The organism is Mesorhizobium sp. M1403 (genome assembly GCF_040317695.1).
Taxonomy (GTDB): Bacteria; Pseudomonadota; Alphaproteobacteria; order Rhizobiales; family Rhizobiaceae; genus Mesorhizobium.
This window is the reverse complement of the sequence record NZ_JAMYKY010000015.1, coordinates 143911-158645: the sequence shown is the minus strand read 5'-3', so window position 1 is coordinate 158645 and position 14735 is coordinate 143911. Positions and strand designations below refer to the sequence as shown.

Below are 14735 nucleotides of genomic sequence, written 5' to 3'. Positions count from 1 at the left end.
GCTCCTTCGCTCAACTGCCTCTCCAAAGAATCCTTTCTCAGCCTAAACTCAACCCCAAAATCGCCATATGCGATTCCCCTGCCCTTGTGGGGGAGATGTCCGGCAGGACAGAGGGGCGCGAAGGATCGCAAGCCTGCGTTTTTTATGTTTTTCCGACCGGATTCGCCCAACCGGAATTCGCCTAACGTCGCGTTACAAATGATCCACAAGCCGGCGGGACAGCGCCCCCCTCTGCCCTGCCGGGCATCTCCCCCACGAGGGGGGAGATCGGCAGTTTCAGCTGATCATGCGCTGCCCTCGAGCGCCGGGCTCCGCCCAAAACGCTGCACCACGAAACGTCCCATCTTCTGGCCGGGCACTTCGATCAGCGTGTAGGTGATCCAGGACAGCAGGCACACCACCGGCAGAACGACGACAGTGACGACCGCAAAGCGCAGCGGCGCCGACAATTCGTGGCCGAACTGGGTGATGACCAGGGCCGCGACCGGCTGGAGAACCAGCAGATGGATCAAATAGATGCTGAAGGAAAGCTCACCCATCAGATGAAAGAACCTGTTGGCGAGCGTCATGGCGATCTTTCTGGCCACGATGCCCATCATTCCCGGCAGCATCCGGTAGAGAACCAGGGCAAAGAAACCCAATACGAGCGCTTCCCGCATCAAAAGCTTGCCAAGCCCATAGCCGCCGCCGAAGGGCAGCGCGGCCAGAGCCATGGCCAACGCCAGATATGCGAAGGGCCGCTTTTGCCTTTGATGGACGACGCCCGCCAGCAGCATCCCGCACAGGAAAATCTGCATCTTCAGCGGCAGGAACGACGGCATCGGAAAATGCACCGACAATTGCCCCATCAACAACACGATCGCGCTGCCGGTGGCCGCGACCAGAATGGCGCTCCATACCCAGCCAAGCCTGCGCACCAGCAGCATGATCGCCGGAAACACCGCATAGAACTGCATCTCCAGCCCGAGGCTCCAGTCCGGCAGCGGCGTGCGATAGGCGAAATTCGGCACCAGGCCGAACAGGAACAGCAGATGGGCGCCAATATTCTTCAGGCCGCTGTCGAGATAACGCTCGGGCGCCTGCGGCGACCTCAGCAGGAACTCGTCGATGACCATCCTCGACTGGTAGAGATAGGGGCCAAGCGCCAGGGCAGCGAACAGCATGATGTAGAACAGCGGCGCTATCCTGAAGTAGCGGCGGGTCCAGAATTTCAGCCAGGTTTCCGGCCTTTGCCAGGGCTCCTTGTCCTGGCGCAGCTGGTAATGGAACACCATCAGGAAGCCGGACAGCATGATGAACAGATCGACGCCGAGGTCCGGTTCGCCGAGGATAGGAACCTGCCAGCCGGTCAACAGCAGGCAGTGCCCGATAAGCACCCAGATCGCGGCGAGCGCCCGAAGCCCGTCCAGGCACTCGATGCGCGATGCTTCCGTCATGCCGAACTTCTCGATAGCCATGTTGCAATGCAGCATGGCGGCTGAGGGAAGAATGTCAACCGTGCGGAAGGAACACGATTTGCGCTCGGTTGTTACGGAAAACGCGGAAGCTGCGATCTCCCCCCTCGTGGGGGAGATGGCCGGCAGGCCAGAGGGGGGCGCGAAGGAACGCCAGCCTCTGTTTTCGTTTCCCGCCGGAATGAGCCGATGGCGGCAACTTACAAATTGATCACCAAGGCCGGCGGGACAGTGCCCCCCTCTGCCCTGCCGGGCATCTCCCCCACGAGGGGGGAGATCGGCAGCATCACCGCCTCTCTTCTTCACCAACCTTGCGTGCCGGCGCCAGTACCACCACGCCAGCACGCGGTTGCGGAACACTCTTCTCATCGCGCCCATGTCAAACCCCCAGCAGCACGCGGCGCTGGCCGGTGAGCTCACTGGGCGACAAATCGGTCTTCACCGTTCCCGCGGTCCCATCATTGGCCGCCAGCTGGGCCCGCAACGCGGCCTCGCGCGCCTGCACGTCCTTGTCGGCAATGGTCGGTGTCGGCGGCAACGGCTTCAGCGCCGGCGGCTTTTGAAAAAGGCACATGGTTTTCTCCAAAGTGAGAGATTCTCGTCCAGTCGTAGAGCAGAAAATCCTCGCCGTTCCGGCCGTAGCCCGGCAGGCGGCAGCGTTGCGTGGCACCAAGCCGGGCCAGCCAGCGCAGCGCCAATTCATTGGCGGCCAGCGCTCGCGCCTCGACCCGCCAGGCGCCGTGCGCCGCAACCTGCGGCCCGAGCACGGCGTGAAAGAATTCCGTAATCCCAGGCACGCAGCGCTTCATGCGGCGCGTGCCCCAGCTCCAGGCGATCCACAGCCCGCTGCGCTGTTCGGCGGCGCCGAAGCCGGCCTCCGGATTGCCGTCGAGCTCGGCAACATAGGCAAACCCCTGCAGCGCCGTCAGCGCCAGCAAAGCCGGCGACCACTCGTCGAACTGGCAGTCGATCTCGGCTCGGTCCTCCGGCCGCAGGTTGGCGGCGATATAGGAGAGATCGCGCAGTGTGGCGGGGATGATGCGGATGGTCACCGAAACGCCCCCAGCGGATCGGCCTGCCCCGCCTTCCGCCGCGCGGCTTTGAACACCGCCGGGTCGACCACCGCTTCCCTCAGCATCATCACGCCATAGCGGGTCGCCGCCATCAAATCGTCGCGCAACTTCACCACCTGGCCATCCCGGCGGTGATAGAGCCGGAACTCCTCGAACCACGGCAAAAGCGTCGAAAACACCTTGAAGCGGCCTGATTGCATGCGATCGAGCATGTCCATCAGCCCGGCCTCGACCGATACCGAACCGTCGGCGAACTGCGCATGGCTGGCGAGCATGTTCAGCCCATGTGCCGAATATTGCTTGGCAAGCGCGGTGCCGGCACCCTCCAGTGTCTCGCGGCGGCCGTCGCGCGGCCATGCCCATGGCAGCCATTCGCCCCACGGTTTCAGAGTCAGCGCCTGCATGGCGGGAGTCTGCTGCGAAGCGCGGCAGGCCTTTGTGACATAGACGACGTCGGCCTCCGTATCCCAGGCGAGCTCGACCGCCGCCGAGGGATGGTCCCAGCCGAAATCGAGTGCGCCGAGCCGCGGCCAATAGCGCGGCAGCAGGAACGGCTCACAGGCGATCAGCTCCTCGGCCACCGGAAATATGCGGCCGGAGCCGAGCACCGGAATGCCTTTGGCCCGCGCCTCACGCTCATGCGCCGGATAGGCGGCAATGATCTCGGCGCGCTGCTGCGGCGTATAATGCTCGGCATCGTCGATGGTCATGAAGGTGACGTGACGGGTCATTGTTTTCACCCTCGCGGCATTGAATCATGGTGGCAGGTGTTGGACGTATGCTGCTGTTCGGTAAGATGTTTTCATGATGGCGGGACAGCGCCCCCCTCTGTCCTGCCGGACATCTCCCCCTCAAAGGGGGAGATGGCAGCTTCAGCGTCTCGCTTATCCGCAAGCATTGGAGATTGGCGAAAGCCAATGCGACATCCAATCTCCCCACTAGAGGGGGAGATGTCCGGCAGGACAGAGGGGGGCGCGAAGGAACGCGAGTTGCGCGATTTCGCAGCCCTGTCATCCCCTCCCCATCCCTCCCACCTGCTCCGCGGACAAAAACAGCAGCACCACGTCCGACATGCCGAGCAGCGGCGTGAAGGTGACGATGGTGATGCCGCCGGTGGCGTTGGTGCGGGTCAGTCCCTCGGAATAGATGTCGAGCGGCGGCTCCTCGTCGAACCAGACGCCGTGCAGCGTTTCGCCCTGCCATTTCTCGCGGCCTTTCTCGTAGCTCTTGAACGACAGCACCGATTCGTCGGCCTGGACATCGCCACCGCCGCCCCAGCGCACCACGATGCCGTCGAGCGCGCCCGGCGCCCGTCCCGCCATCGTGCTGACGATCGCGTCGGCCGGGATCATCCCGGTGCCCCAGGCCGCCTGCTGCTGCGGCGGGCCGATCAGGATGCGCTGCGGGTTGTCGCGCGTGCTTTCACCGGTGACGCCGGCCGCCCACATCCGTACCGCACAATCGAAAACCTTGCCTTGCCACCAATCGGGATAGCGGCCGGTGAGGTGCATCGCCCACTCGGCGCCGCCCGCCCTGGTCTTGCCGAGCTGGTTGCCGGCCATGAACAGGCGCTCCCGATTGGTCGCGCCGGCTGCGTGAAATTCGGCCTGTCGGGGATAGGGCCGATAGGCGGCAAGCTGGTTAGTGCGGCGCCTCCGGTCCAGCTCCGCCAGCAGGCTGAGATATTCCTTCCTTGCCGCCCGGCTGGGCGAAGCCTTTTGCGAAGTCCGGCTTCTCGAGGAACGGCCTAAGGACGGCTTCGAGGCCGCGGATGCGCTGCCTGATTTCGTCATCGCTCAATGCATCCAGATTGTTGATGTTGACACTAAGATCCTTGGGCAGCACCGAGAGCACGAGCTTCAGATACTGATCGGGCTTTTCGGCGCGCACCTCGGCGATGACGCCGGCGCCATGGGCGCGGAAATCGGCGCGGATCGCTTCGAGGAAGCCGTCGGCCAGCGTCTTCTTCGCCCGCTTGGTTCGCTTGCCGGGTGCTTGATCGTGCGGCTGGGGATCGCCGGTGGAAGGAGTCTTGGCCATGCCCTACTCTGCCGTCCCGGCGGAGATCGCCGGCTTCTTGTTGGCTGGCCGCACAATGCGCTTGCGCGGCTTGGCCTTCTTGCCGGCGCGTGCCGACTTCGGCTTGTGCGGCTGGCTCGCCGGCTTCGCATCAGTCGGCGTGCCGGGCTTCATCGCACCGGCGTCAGGCAAGGCATTCAGCCGTGCCCTGAGAATTGCCACCGCCTTGCCGTCGAGTGCTTCCGACGGGAAGCCGAAGCCGCCGACCGCATCGACGGTACCGCCACGCAGCATACCGATCCGCACGCCGGCGGCGACCAGTTCGAAGCGGCCGATGCGTGCATAGGGTGCGGCGCCGGCGAACTCGCCAATGGCGCTGACGACCTCGTGGCCGTCATCGTCGGTGATGATGGTGGCGTAACGGTTGGACATGGTGCGTTTCCTAGGATGGGCGCACGCGGGCGCGTTAATCTGAGGATCGTCGAGGTCGCGTTCCTTCGCGCCCCCCTCTGTCCTGCCGGACATCTCCCCCACAAGGAGGGAGATTGGCTGTCATCACCGCTTTCGCCAATTTTGTAGGATGCAAAAAAGGTGCTGTCGCCAAAGCTGCCGATCTCCCCCTCGTGGGGGAGATGCCAAGTGGTGGGAAGAGGGCAGGACAGAGGGGGGCGCTGTCCCGCCGACTTACAGCCGGCAGCACGCACACCATTCGATCGAAAAGGAAGCCTGAAACAAAAAACCCGCCTCGGCGGGCGGGTCGTTGGAGCCAATTGGCACCATACCCAAATTAGTAGCATAGCTGCCGGCACAAAGCAAGAACAAAATGTGGCACCAGCGGAAAAAAATGCACTGACGACCTCGCACCCTTCATCGGTGGACGGCTGGAAAGAGGGGTTCTTTGGCGAGAAAGGCGGGGCATTGCGTGAGACTTGCGTTGATGGGATGGTGTTTGCGCTTGAGGGGAACGCGTCATGGGCAATGTCACCGGTCACTACGGCAGCGACGGCATCGTCGATCGCATATTGGCCGCGATCCCGGACGCCGACCCGGCCGGCAAACTCGCCGCCGCGCAACTCTATCCATTCGATCAGCTCCATGGCCGCGAACTGATCGCCACGCGGGAGCATGCTGCCCGTCTTGCGCCTTCGCCGACAGATCGGATCTTGGATATCGGCAGCGGCATTGGCGGGCCGGCAAAGATTTCTGGCCTCGACCTATGGCTGCCAGGTCGACGGCATCGACCTGACGCCGGCCTTTGTCGCCGCGTCGAGCCGACTGACCGCACTCAGCGGATTGTCCGACAAGGTTCGCTTCCATCAGGCCGACGCGACGAAATTGCCTTTTGGCGACAGCACGTTCAATGCGGCGATCTGCTTCTATGTCGGCATGAACATCGAGAATAAGGCCGCGGTCATCGACGAGGCCTGGCGCGTGCTGAAACCGCGAGGCAGGCTGATCTGGACCGAGGCCGTGCTCGCCGGCGGCGAGCCGTACTACCCCATGCCCTGGGCGGTTTCGCCGGCGACCAGTCACCTCGCCGATCGGGAAAAATTGAAAACCCTGTTTGCAGATGCCGGGTTTCGCATCGACGAGATCGTCGACGAAACCGGCGAACATGTTGAGCTGGCGCTGCAGAGAGCCAATTCCGGCATCGTGCCCTCGCCGGCGCAGCAGCAGGCAAATGAAATCGTCATGGGCGCGGAATTCCTGCAGCGCCGCCGCAACTACATCCGAAGCCTGAGCGACGGAAAGCTCGCCTCGCTCGCCGTGATCGTCTCCAAACCGGCCTGAAACAAAAAACCCGCCTCGGCGGGCGGGTCGTTGGAGCCAATTAGCACCATACCCAGATTAGTAGCATAGCTGCCGGCACAAAGCAAGAACAAAATACGTTGCGGCGGCAAAAAATGCGAGGTGGTGGACGAAGCACACCGGCCGGCGAGACGCCACCGTCCGGATCAGAACAGGCATTCGCGCGTTTGAAGCTTAGCCAATGGGAGCAAAAGCCATGAACGTCGCCAATCTGCAACTCGAAGGCCTGCTTATGGCCATCGCATCGATCAATCAGGTCCTGGTCCGCAAGGGCGTGCTCTCTGTCGAGGAGATAGACATCGCCTTGCGCAAGGCCGAAGCCAGCGAGACCAACGAGGAAAGGTCCGAAGGCATGTCGGCGTCGAGCCGCGACGCCGTCAACTTCCCGATCCGACTGCTGGAGTTGGCCAATCAGTGTCAGCCGGAGACGGACATGCCGTCCTTCTCGAAACTGGCGCGCATGGTCGGTCAGATCAAGGAACCTTACAACGACCAGATGTGACGCGGCGATCATAACTGGCGCCGCGATCGGAGTTGACACAGCGATAACGGCTGCCGTGCCGGGCTGGCGGCGACTGCTAGCGGCCCTGCATGATCCTGATGACCTTGCTGTTGTCGGCGGTTGGCGAATGCAGCTTCACATAGTCGGCGTAGGTCAGTCTGCCACTGGCAATGGCATTGCTGATACGGCTGCACAGGGCCGTCTCGTACTTCGCCACGCTCACATTCATGAACGCAGCGTAAGTCTTCTTTTCGCCGAGCGACGTGGATTTCTCTCTTGCAATGCAGTCCTTGATGACCAGGCGCTTCACGGCAGGGCTGCCTTCAAGCGTGGCATGCATCGTGTTGAATTCGCCTTCGGTCAACGTGGTGCAGCCGGCAAGCAGTGACGTGCCGATCATGGCGGCAGCAAAACGCGTGGCGATGTTCATGAATTCCCCCTCAAGACCCGTGTCTTGCTTAGCCCGTCGAAAGTTGGAAGTACAGAGGGAATGTAGGCGCCTCTACAAAAAGCATAAATCTAGAACGCCCGTTACTTTAGCTGTCGCTTTTATTGCACTCGACCTGCGATGGCCTGAATGACGGGACCCGGCCGTGCTCGATGTCACGACGATGCTGGTGCGGATCGAGACGCCGGATCCGAAATTCCGGCATCACCCCCTGCCAAGCTTCAGCGCCAGGACGCGGCCTGGCCCGTGCACGGCGGCAAACAGCAGCCCGGCCAGGAAGGTGAAATGGTCGACGAAGAAGCCGAACTCCGCCTGGTTGCCGGCCCAGTGCGATGGCCCGTGGAAGGCGAAGCCCAGGAACAGCACATAGGCGCCGGCGACGAGTGCTGCCCAGGAGAAGAAGGCGCCGGTCAGGAAGCATAGGACGAGGACGACCTCGAGCAGGGCTGCGCACCAGGCCAGGAACAGCGGGAACGGAAATCCGGCCGCCGCGATATAGCCGGCGGTGGCGCCGATATCGATGAATTTGAAGGTCACGGCCATCAGGAAGACGGCGGCAAAGATCAGGCGGGCGACAAGGATTGCCGCGGTCTGCCACGGCGACTGAACGGATGATTGAGTGGTTTCCAAGGTCATGATGTCCTCCCAAGAGTTGCGACGGTTTCGCCCCAAGGACGCACCACCAGCCGCAAGCCCGACATCATCCCCCGAAAAACCTGCAGGATACAAGCGCGTAGCGGGCCAGACATTGCAGAACCTGGTTCCTCGCCCAATGGAGGCAGGGCGCATATGGGCAAGTGCCCCCTCACCCGGATTGCCAACCGAATTGCGAAGGGCAATTCGGGGCAATCCGACCTCTTCCCGAGGGGAGAGGAGGTCGCCTGCGTTGATGCCAGCCTCTTCTCCCCAGCGGGGAGAAGGTGGCCGCCCACGGGTCTTGCCTCCGGCAAGCCCGAGGACAGGCTCCGCGGCCGGATGAGGGGGACTCCCTATCGATTGCCTGCCTTTACTAGGGCGAGGAACCAGGTTCAGGACTACCCCACCTTGGCCCCCGGCTTGCTGATCGGCTCCCGTATCGTTCCATACTGGCTGCCCCAGCGGTCGGTCATCGCCCAGCGTATGTCCCAGAGCTCCGGGAAGAAGCGGTGGCGGGCGCCGGCCTCCAGCAATTCGACCGGCCGGCCCTTCAGCGATTTCGCGCCGAGGCCGATCGTGCGGTGGATGAGGTAGAGGTGGTTGGCGCGGAATTTCTGGAACAGCTCGTCGAACTCGACCAGCGCTTCGGCAACGACATAGCTGTCGCCGTGATCGTAGCCGGCATCGTAGACGTCCTCGACCGAGAGCCCGCGGCCATCGAGGTAGGACGCCTTGAAGGCCCGCCACAGATCGGGCGGCAGCCGCAGCAGCTGCTTGAAGCCCGGCGATTCCTGGCCGCTGCCATTGCCGAGCTGCAACCGGATCTGCTGGTATTCCTTGGGCGACATGGTTTCGAGCAGGTCGAGCTGCGCCGTCATCATGCGCATCAGCCGGTGCACGCGCCCCATCAGCGTGACGATGCGATGCGTGTCCTGCTTTTCCAGGAAATCGACGACGTCGACCAGCGTATAGGCGATGAGCTTCATCCACAGTTCCTCGACCTGATGCACGATCTGGAACTGCAGCTCGTCGGCATTGACCATCTCGGCCAGCGGCTTCTGGCAGGCGAGCAGCCTGTCGCATTTGAGGTAGACGCCATAGTCGCGCATCTCAGGCGTTTCGATGCGGGCATAATAGTCCTGCTTGTCCATGGCCATGCTCCTTGCCCCGGCCGTCGGGCCGCAGGCGCTTGTTGGGTCCCGGTCCCCGAGTCTAATCGCTTTCTTGCCGAACATTGTCCCTTTCTGTTATTCGGCTGGCGGGAAACAAAGGACAAAAACTGCATCTGAAGCGGAAGGAAAGAACGAATGCTGCTGGATGCGGTCGACCGGAAGATCGTCGCGGCGCTCGAACGCGATGCCCGCATCTCCTTTGCCGCGCTCGCCGACGAGGTTGGCCTGAGCAAGACGCCGTGCTGGAAGCGGGTCAAGGCGCTGGAGGACGCCGGCGTCATCCGCGGCTACTCGACCCGCATCGACCCGGCCAAGCTCGGCTTCGGCATCGAAGCCTTTATCCAGGTGTCGATCGATTTCGAGCTGTCGGACGCCTTCGAGGCGGCGGTGCAGAAGCATCCGCTGATCCGCCGCTGCCACGCCACGACAGGCGAGGCCGACTATCTCCTGCAGATCGTCACCGTCGACATGATGGCGCTCGACAGGATGCTGCGCGAGGAGCTCAGCCGGTTACCCGGCGTGCGGCGCACGATCACCTCGATGGCGATGCGCGAGATCAAGGGCGGCATCTCGTTCGCCAATGCCGTCGGGCATACGCAGACAAAGCGATAGACGGGCGGCGGGGCGGCGCCCCGGTCAGGCCCTCGTCACCAATTCGCGCCCCAGCCGCTTCGGTGGCTCGGCGCGCAGAACCACATTTGTCGTCACCGTGCCGTAGTGGCCGATGCTGTCGACGATGCTTTCAAGGTCGGGCGGTGACGGGACCACGACCTTGACCAGAAAACAGTCCTCGCCGGTCACCCGCAGTACCTCGATCACCTCCGGCAACTGGGCGAACTTCTTCAGGCAGGCCTGGATATGCTCATGCGTGGTGCGCAAGCGGATGACCGCCATGGTGCCGAGCCCGAGCGCTGCCGAATTGATCACCGCCTTGTAACCGGTGATGACGCCGCGCTCCTCCAGCCGCTTCACCCGTTCCGAAGCGGCGGGCTGGGACAGGCCGACGCGGCGGCCAAGCTCGGAGATGCCGATGCGGCCATCCTCCTGCATGATCTCGATGATCGCCAGATCGGTGGGATCGAGCCTTGGCCGATAATCGCCGTTCCGCATGATCACCTTTAATCCATCGGATTTCTTCGCTGCTTTCCGATGATCTCTCATTCCGCCGCCTGGGAGAAGACCTAGAATTGCGCGCGTTGCATCAGGAGAGAAGGGCTTCGCATGACCGAATTCATCATTGTGCCGGGCATCGGCGGATCGGGCAAAGCCCACTGGCAGACACGTTGGCAACAGGCGGACCTGGCGATGCGGCGGTTCAGCCCGGCGAGTTGGGACGCGCCGGACTTCGACGACTGGGTGGCTGCGCTGGAAGCCGCTGTAGGCCTGGCAAGGACACCACCGGTGCTCGTCGCCCATAGCCTCGGCTGCCTGCTGGTCGCGCACTGGCAGCGGATCTCGCCCCGCGAGGTCGGCGGCGCGTTGCTGGTTGCGGTTCCGGACCCTGCGTCGCCGGCCTTCCCCTCCTCCGCCCGCGCCTTCGCCGAGACACCGCAACAACGGCTTCGCTTTCCCTCGCTGATTGTCGCCAGCACCAACGATCCCTACGGCTCGCTGGACTATGTCAGGGCAAAATCCGAGCGCTGGGGCAGCGATCTCCATATCGCCGGACCGCTTGGCCACATCAATGGCGACAGCGGGCTCGGCGACTGGCCGGCGGGAATGGAGCTGCTGACGGCTTTTCTCGGGCAAACGCAAGCAAGCGCCCGAGGCGCCGTGCTTCAGCCGTGACCGCATCAGGACGGCTACCGCGCCGCCGCCCTGACCTGGTTGCGCCGCGATGCCGCGCCTCAGTTCGATGCTGCGGCCGGCGAGCTGAGTTCGAGGAACGGTACGGTTGAGCCCGGGATCATCGACTTCGGCAATTCCCCGTTCCATCTCTCCGCCTTGGTCAGTTCGACCAGCAGCGGATTGTTGGCGATTGCGGCGGCGCGGGCCTTGATGGCTTCCGCGGTCGCCTCGCCTTCGATCCTGGTCTTGTAGGCGCTGGCTTCGGCTTCGGCCTTGACGCTGTCGGCGCGGCCCTTGGCCTGGGTGACGGCGATGTCGGCCTTGATCTTTTCCTGCTGCAGGTTTTGTTCCTGCTTCTGCACCTCGACCTGCGCCGTCATCCTGGCTTCGACCGCCTGCTCGTAGGCGTCGGAGAAGTCGATGTTCTCGACCTGCACGCTGTCGATCATCACCGGGCCATCGGTTACCGCCGCAATGGCCTCGGCGACGTCCTTGTTGAACTTCGCCCGGTTCTGGATCACCGACACCGCGTCGTACTGGCCGAACACCGTCTTGATTTCCTGCGGTGCTTTCCTGGCGATGACACGGTCGGCCAGTGCCTCGATCGACCCGTAATTGGTGTAGACGTTGCTGACTTCGGCGGCCGGCACGTGGAAATTGACGGTGACGCGCATGTCCGCCGGCTGCTGGTCGCGCGAATAGGCCTGCATGGCCGGCAGGCCGCTGCAATCGTTCTGGTTCTCGCAGCCCCATTTGAGCACCTGCTGGCGCAAGCTGATCTTCTCGACGCGCTGCAGCCATGGCAGCTTGAAATGCAGCCCGGGATCGACGACCGAGCTCAGCGCCCCGTTGGTCAAGAGCACGCCGCGGTCGCCCTGGTCGATCGTGTACCAGGATCCCAGGAGCGCAAAGACGCCGAGCGCCACGATGACGAGGGCGATCAGGCCGGAACCGATCGACGCCGTCCCCGGCTTGCCCTGCGGACGGCCCGAATTGCCTTGCGTATCGGTCATTGCCCCACCCCAACTTGATTGCCCGTGCTGGTTTTGCCCACAATAGTGGCGGCATTGCAATCCTCTGGACATGGAAGGATGTTCGCGCCGGCCGGTCGGACCGGCCGGGTGGTTCGGGCCGGCCAGGGCAATTCCCTACGCCGAAATTGCTTTACGGCACCTGCGTAATGCTGCCGCTGCCTCTGACCTCCGAACGCCGCATGGTCGGGTGCCCATAGACGTCGACGTCACCGCTGCCGGAAATCGTGACGTCCGCATACGCTTGTGCGGTAATCTCCGCATCGCCGCTGCCGCGGATCTCGATCCGCGCGGATTGGGCGATAAGGTTCCTGAGCCGGCCGGTGCCCGAACCGCGGATATCCAGATCGACCGTCTGGGCGGTTCCGGTTGCGGTAACGCTGCCGCTGCCGCGGATGTTCAGCTGCAGCCCGGGCTGATTGATCTGCGACAGGGCAAGGTCGCCGCTGCCGACCACTTTCCAGTCTGAAATTGCCGGCCCCGACACGCTGACATCGAACCGGGACGCGAACCAGCCCGGTTCGCAATCCAAGGTGAGCCTGCTGCCTTCCATCCGCACATGGTCGATCAGGGTCGACTCGCCGCTGACGACGGCCTCGGCCTTGTCACCCGGCTGATAACGGACTGAAGCCGGCAAAGCGATCGTGAAACTGCCGTCGTTGCGGAACGGCAGCGTGACCTCTTTTCTGGTCGATGTGGTTGCTCCGCAGGTGGATTGTCCGCCAATCCATGAACCCCCGGCGTTGATCCAGTCCGGCCCGGCCAGCCCGATGCCGACGGCCAGGAAGAGCGCGGCGCCGGCCAGTCCCGCCGCTGCGACGAATGCCAGTTTTCCAGTCATGGTCCGTTTCCTTCAACGTGATGACAAATTGCGATCTTGGCACCGCTCAAGCCTGGTTGCGGTCCGGGTGGGTCAGACGGGAATGCATCCGGGCATAGCGCCCGAAGACCTGTATGCCGGCGCTCGACCCCAGCAACAGCAGGGCGCCGCCGCCGAGGAACCCGCACACCAGTCCGGCGCCGATGAAGACGCGGCCAAGCATCGCCGTGAGCGTGCCGCCGGGCTCGAACAGCAGCGTGGTCAGAATGATCTTGATGCCCAGCGCACCGATGGCGACAAGCGTGATGCCAAGGCCGAGCGCAAGCACGACCGCGGTGATGAGCAGCGGCAGCAGGAAGACGATGTCGACGAAGGCAAGGCCGGCAAGCGCGAACGTCGCCGCCAACATGTTCGACACGCTCCAATGAGTTTCAAAACGGCGCAGCCCAGCTTCGGCGCGGAGTTCGCGGGCAAGCCTGGCCGGGTCACCCAGGGCCGCCGCGACCTCCGCTTCGCTGCGGCCCGAGGCATCGGCGAAATGGGCGGCGTAGTCGCCAATAATATCCTCGATCTCCTGAGTTGGCAGGCCGGCGAGCCCCAGTCTCAATTTTCGCAGGAAGGCATCCCTGGTCATGGCAAATCCTCAAGAAGTTTGTCGACTGCGCCCGCGAGCGAGCGCCAGTCGCGGCGATGAGCTTCGAAAGCCTGCTGGCCGAGCGGCGTGAGCCGGTAATATTTGCGCGGCGGCCCGCTGCTCGACTCGACGATGCGGGTGGCGACGAGGCCGTCATTCTGCATCCGCCGCATCAGCGGATAGATCGTGCCTTCTCCCATGTTCACAGCGGCGACCAGCGTGCTGGCGATCTCGTAGCCATAGCTTTCGCCCCGCGACAGCACGGCCAGGACGCACAACTCGAGAGCGCCTTTTCGCAACTGCACCTGGATCGAGTCGGTCATTGCGTAACTTCCAATTCAATGGCTGTATATAACACGCTACCTGTTTATGCAAGGTAGCGATTGGTAGCTCGCCATCAGGCTAGGCGGACAATGGAGATTGGCTTTGAAAACCGCTTGTCTGTTTGACGCAGTTCCGGACGGAAAACCGCCGACACTTTTCTGGAACCGCTTTAGCGGACTTCCACTCCAGCCGCAGCGCCGCGCTGGTAGGCGTTGCCTGACGCGTCCTTCTGCCGTTCGGCATCGCTTTTGCGCTTCGGGCAATCCTCGTAATTGTGGTCGCGCCCACCGCAGTAGGAGCAGCATTTTGCTGGCGCGTCGGAGCGAAGCATCGTTGGCATGCACAAGAATGCACGAAAACCCGACAGATTGCTAAGGCTGCGGCACCGGCAAGGTCGATTTCGCCACGGAACCGCTGCCGTCGCATGAAAGTTATCTGCTCATTGCAACCGGAGCACAGGACATGGCCGACGACCAGAACCGCTACGAGACCGGAGCGAGGAAATATCCGGCAAAGACGAGCCCCGACGCGGCCGACGAATTCTCGCAGGATGCGGCCGGCAACAAGCCACCTCCCGGCGGCATGGGATTGACCAGGCCGGCTGACGATTTGGACGACAAGACCCGGCATTCGGAGGGCCAGAACCCGCCGCGCGCAGCGATCCGTCCAGACGGCAAGGCTACCGTCAAGAAGCCCGGCAAGGACGCAAGACGATGAACGTCGCCAATCTCCAGCTCGAAGGACTGATGATGGCAATCGCGGCCGTCAACAACGCGCTGGTCCACAAGGGCCTGTTATCGGTCGACGAAGTCGACATGGCGTTGCGCCGGGCCGAGGCGGCGATGACCAGCGACGAGCGTCTCTATGAAGACATGTCGCCGTCCAACCGCGACGCCGTCTGCTTTCCGCTCAGGCTGCTGCAGGCGGCCAACAATGCCCAGGGCGAAACCGGCGTGCCGTCCTTTGCCGAACTGGCCAGGATGGTCGGCCGGACCAAGGAGCCCTATAACGACCAGATGTGATGG

At 63.2% G+C, this 14735-nt stretch carries 22 protein-coding genes; 7 read left to right on the top strand and 15 right to left on the bottom strand.

Annotated features, from left to right (window positions below; genetic code table 11):
* Positions 1-185, top strand: a 185-nt coding sequence (locus NKH01_RS22860; RefSeq protein ID WP_353022531.1) for a hypothetical protein, incomplete at its 5' end; no start/stop codon positions are given.
* 99 nt (positions 186-284) lie between these two features.
* On the opposite strand, the gene NKH01_RS22855 is transcribed toward NKH01_RS22860, so the two are convergent.
* The 6 genes from NKH01_RS22855 to NKH01_RS22830 all read right to left on the bottom strand — a co-directional run bounded on the left by NKH01_RS22855 (position 285) and on the right by NKH01_RS22830 (position 4978).
* Positions 285-1436, bottom strand: coding sequence for an acyltransferase family protein (locus NKH01_RS22855; protein ID WP_353022529.1), 1152 nt, complete (start codon positions 1434-1436; stop codon positions 285-287).
* Positions 1437-1912: 476 nt separating this feature from the next.
* Positions 1913-2506 (bottom strand): hypothetical protein, encoded by a 594-nt coding sequence (locus NKH01_RS22850; protein ID WP_353022527.1) that lies wholly within the window; start codon positions 2504-2506, stop codon positions 1913-1915.
* Positions 2503-3258 carry a phage terminase large subunit family protein gene (locus NKH01_RS22845; protein WP_353022525.1) on the bottom strand — a complete coding sequence of 252 codons (756 nt, stop codon included), beginning with the start codon at positions 3256-3258 and terminating at the stop codon, positions 2503-2505. The genes NKH01_RS22850 and NKH01_RS22845 overlap by 4 nt, the downstream gene beginning before the upstream one ends.
* A 279-nt stretch (positions 3259-3537) precedes the next feature.
* Positions 3538-4089, bottom strand: coding sequence for a terminase large subunit domain-containing protein (locus NKH01_RS22840; RefSeq protein ID WP_353022523.1), 552 nt, complete (start codon positions 4087-4089; stop codon positions 3538-3540).
* Positions 4090-4168: 79 nt separating this feature from the next.
* On the bottom strand, positions 4169-4567 hold the full coding sequence (locus tag NKH01_RS22835) for a hypothetical protein (protein WP_353022521.1): 399 nt from the start codon (positions 4565-4567) through the stop codon (positions 4169-4171).
* 3 nt (positions 4568-4570) lie between these two features.
* Positions 4571-4978 (bottom strand): hypothetical protein, encoded by a 408-nt coding sequence (locus NKH01_RS22830; protein WP_352481621.1) that lies wholly within the window; start codon positions 4976-4978, stop codon positions 4571-4573.
* A gap of 750 nt (positions 4979-5728) precedes the next feature.
* On the opposite strand from NKH01_RS22830, the gene NKH01_RS22825 reads away from it, so the two are divergent.
* Both NKH01_RS22825 and NKH01_RS22820 read left to right on the top strand, forming a co-directional pair.
* Positions 5729-6337, top strand: a complete 609-nt coding sequence (locus NKH01_RS22825; RefSeq protein ID WP_353022519.1) for a class I SAM-dependent methyltransferase — start codon at positions 5729-5731, stop codon at positions 6335-6337.
* A 214-nt stretch (positions 6338-6551) separates the two neighbouring features.
* Positions 6552-6857 carry a hypothetical protein gene (locus tag NKH01_RS22820; protein WP_023675713.1) on the top strand — a complete coding sequence of 102 codons (306 nt, stop codon included), beginning with the start codon at positions 6552-6554 and terminating at the stop codon, positions 6855-6857.
* A gap of 76 nt (positions 6858-6933) precedes the next feature.
* Here the strand turns inward: NKH01_RS22820 and NKH01_RS22815 are convergent, their stop codons facing one another.
* From NKH01_RS22815 to NKH01_RS22805, 3 genes are all read right to left on the bottom strand, one after another.
* The gene (locus NKH01_RS22815; RefSeq protein WP_353022517.1) at positions 6934-7287 is read right to left on the bottom strand and encodes a hypothetical protein; all 354 of its coding nucleotides are present in this window, start codon (positions 7285-7287) and stop codon (positions 6934-6936) included.
* 222 nt (positions 7288-7509) lie between these two features.
* Complete coding sequence (locus NKH01_RS22810) at positions 7510-7941, bottom strand: DoxX family protein (protein WP_352481623.1); 432 nt, start codon at positions 7939-7941, stop codon at positions 7510-7512.
* 398 nt (positions 7942-8339) lie between these two features.
* Entirely contained in the window at positions 8340-9092 is a 753-nt protein-coding gene (locus tag NKH01_RS22805; RefSeq protein ID WP_352481624.1) for a tryptophan 2,3-dioxygenase family protein, read from the bottom strand.
* A 156-nt stretch (positions 9093-9248) separates the two neighbouring features.
* Between NKH01_RS22805 and NKH01_RS22800 the strand changes: the two genes are divergently transcribed.
* A complete protein-coding gene (locus NKH01_RS22800; RefSeq protein ID WP_031193729.1) occupies positions 9249-9725 on the top strand; it encodes an Lrp/AsnC family transcriptional regulator in 477 nt (158 codons plus the stop codon).
* A 24-nt stretch (positions 9726-9749) separates the two neighbouring features.
* Here NKH01_RS22800 and NKH01_RS22795 read toward each other — a convergent pair whose 3' ends face one another.
* Complete coding sequence (locus tag NKH01_RS22795; protein WP_023718137.1) at positions 9750-10223, bottom strand: Lrp/AsnC family transcriptional regulator; 474 nt, start codon at positions 10221-10223, stop codon at positions 9750-9752.
* 111 nt (positions 10224-10334) lie between these two features.
* Here NKH01_RS22795 and NKH01_RS22790 point away from each other — a divergent pair, with 111 nt between their 5' ends.
* On the top strand, positions 10335-10901 hold the full coding sequence (locus NKH01_RS22790) for an RBBP9/YdeN family alpha/beta hydrolase (protein ID WP_352481625.1): 567 nt from the start codon (positions 10335-10337) through the stop codon (positions 10899-10901).
* Between the two features lie 59 nt (positions 10902-10960).
* Here the strand turns inward: NKH01_RS22790 and NKH01_RS22785 are convergent, their stop codons facing one another.
* From NKH01_RS22785 to NKH01_RS22765, 5 genes are all read right to left on the bottom strand, one after another.
* Complete coding sequence (locus NKH01_RS22785) at positions 10961-11914, bottom strand: prohibitin family protein (RefSeq protein WP_023718135.1); 954 nt, start codon at positions 11912-11914, stop codon at positions 10961-10963.
* 151 nt (positions 11915-12065) lie between these two features.
* A complete protein-coding gene (locus NKH01_RS22780; protein WP_352481626.1) occupies positions 12066-12773 on the bottom strand; it encodes a GIN domain-containing protein in 708 nt (235 codons plus the stop codon).
* Between the two features lie 46 nt (positions 12774-12819).
* Complete coding sequence (locus tag NKH01_RS22775; protein WP_023718133.1) at positions 12820-13386, bottom strand: DUF1700 domain-containing protein; 567 nt, start codon at positions 13384-13386, stop codon at positions 12820-12822.
* Positions 13383-13709: a PadR family transcriptional regulator gene (locus NKH01_RS22770; RefSeq protein ID WP_023718132.1), complete on the bottom strand. Its 327-nt coding sequence runs from the start codon at positions 13707-13709 to the stop codon at positions 13383-13385. Before NKH01_RS22770 ends, NKH01_RS22775 begins: the two co-directional genes overlap by 4 nt.
* 170 nt (positions 13710-13879) lie before the next feature.
* Entirely contained in the window at positions 13880-14050 is a 171-nt protein-coding gene (locus tag NKH01_RS22765; protein ID WP_352642923.1) for a hypothetical protein, read from the bottom strand.
* A 122-nt stretch (positions 14051-14172) separates the two neighbouring features.
* On the opposite strand from NKH01_RS22765, the gene NKH01_RS22760 reads away from it, so the two are divergent.
* Both NKH01_RS22760 and NKH01_RS22755 read left to right on the top strand, forming a co-directional pair.
* Positions 14173-14427 carry a hypothetical protein gene (locus NKH01_RS22760; RefSeq protein WP_353022513.1) on the top strand — a complete coding sequence of 85 codons (255 nt, stop codon included), beginning with the start codon at positions 14173-14175 and terminating at the stop codon, positions 14425-14427.
* Positions 14424-14732: a hypothetical protein gene (locus NKH01_RS22755; protein ID WP_023675703.1), complete on the top strand. Its 309-nt coding sequence runs from the start codon at positions 14424-14426 to the stop codon at positions 14730-14732. The genes NKH01_RS22760 and NKH01_RS22755 overlap by 4 nt, the downstream gene beginning before the upstream one ends.
* Positions 14733-14735 lie beyond the last annotated feature (3 nt).

Coding starts and splice junctions, on each gene's coding strand:
- NKH01_RS22810 (WP_352481623.1), bottom strand. CDS start 7,941: ATGACCTTGGAAACCACTCAATCATCCGTTCAGTCGCCGTGGCAGACC.
- NKH01_RS22845 (WP_353022525.1), bottom strand. CDS start 3,258: ATGACCCGTCACGTCACCTTCATGACCATCGACGATGCCGAGCATTAT.
- NKH01_RS22840 (WP_353022523.1), bottom strand. CDS start 4,089: ATGGCCGGCAACCAGCTCGGCAAGACCAGGGCGGGCGGCGCCGAGTGG.
- NKH01_RS22780 (WP_352481626.1), bottom strand. CDS start 12,773: ATGACTGGAAAACTGGCATTCGTCGCAGCGGCGGGACTGGCCGGCGCC.
- NKH01_RS22805 (WP_352481624.1), bottom strand. CDS start 9,092: ATGGACAAGCAGGACTATTATGCCCGCATCGAAACGCCTGAGATGCGC.
- NKH01_RS22760 (WP_353022513.1), top strand. CDS start 14,173: ATGGCCGACGACCAGAACCGCTACGAGACCGGAGCGAGGAAATATCCG.
- NKH01_RS22830 (WP_352481621.1), bottom strand. CDS start 4,978: ATGTCCAACCGTTACGCCACCATCATCACCGACGATGACGGCCACGAG.
- NKH01_RS22765 (WP_352642923.1), bottom strand. CDS start 14,050: ATGCCAACGATGCTTCGCTCCGACGCGCCAGCAAAATGCTGCTCCTAC.
- NKH01_RS22835 (WP_353022521.1), bottom strand. CDS start 4,567: ATGGCCAAGACTCCTTCCACCGGCGATCCCCAGCCGCACGATCAAGCA.
- NKH01_RS22755 (WP_023675703.1), top strand. CDS start 14,424: ATGAACGTCGCCAATCTCCAGCTCGAAGGACTGATGATGGCAATCGCG.
- NKH01_RS22795 (WP_023718137.1), bottom strand. CDS start 10,223: ATGCGGAACGGCGATTATCGGCCAAGGCTCGATCCCACCGATCTGGCG.
- NKH01_RS22800 (WP_031193729.1), top strand. CDS start 9,249: ATGCTGCTGGATGCGGTCGACCGGAAGATCGTCGCGGCGCTCGAACGC.
- NKH01_RS22770 (WP_023718132.1), bottom strand. CDS start 13,709: ATGACCGACTCGATCCAGGTGCAGTTGCGAAAAGGCGCTCTCGAGTTG.
- NKH01_RS22775 (WP_023718133.1), bottom strand. CDS start 13,386: ATGACCAGGGATGCCTTCCTGCGAAAATTGAGACTGGGGCTCGCCGGC.
- NKH01_RS22855 (WP_353022529.1), bottom strand. CDS start 1,436: ATGACGGAAGCATCGCGCATCGAGTGCCTGGACGGGCTTCGGGCGCTC.
- NKH01_RS22820 (WP_023675713.1), top strand. CDS start 6,552: ATGAACGTCGCCAATCTGCAACTCGAAGGCCTGCTTATGGCCATCGCA.
- NKH01_RS22785 (WP_023718135.1), bottom strand. CDS start 11,914: ATGACCGATACGCAAGGCAATTCGGGCCGTCCGCAGGGCAAGCCGGGG.
- NKH01_RS22815 (WP_353022517.1), bottom strand. CDS start 7,287: ATGAACATCGCCACGCGTTTTGCTGCCGCCATGATCGGCACGTCACTG.
- NKH01_RS22790 (WP_352481625.1), top strand. CDS start 10,335: ATGACCGAATTCATCATTGTGCCGGGCATCGGCGGATCGGGCAAAGCC.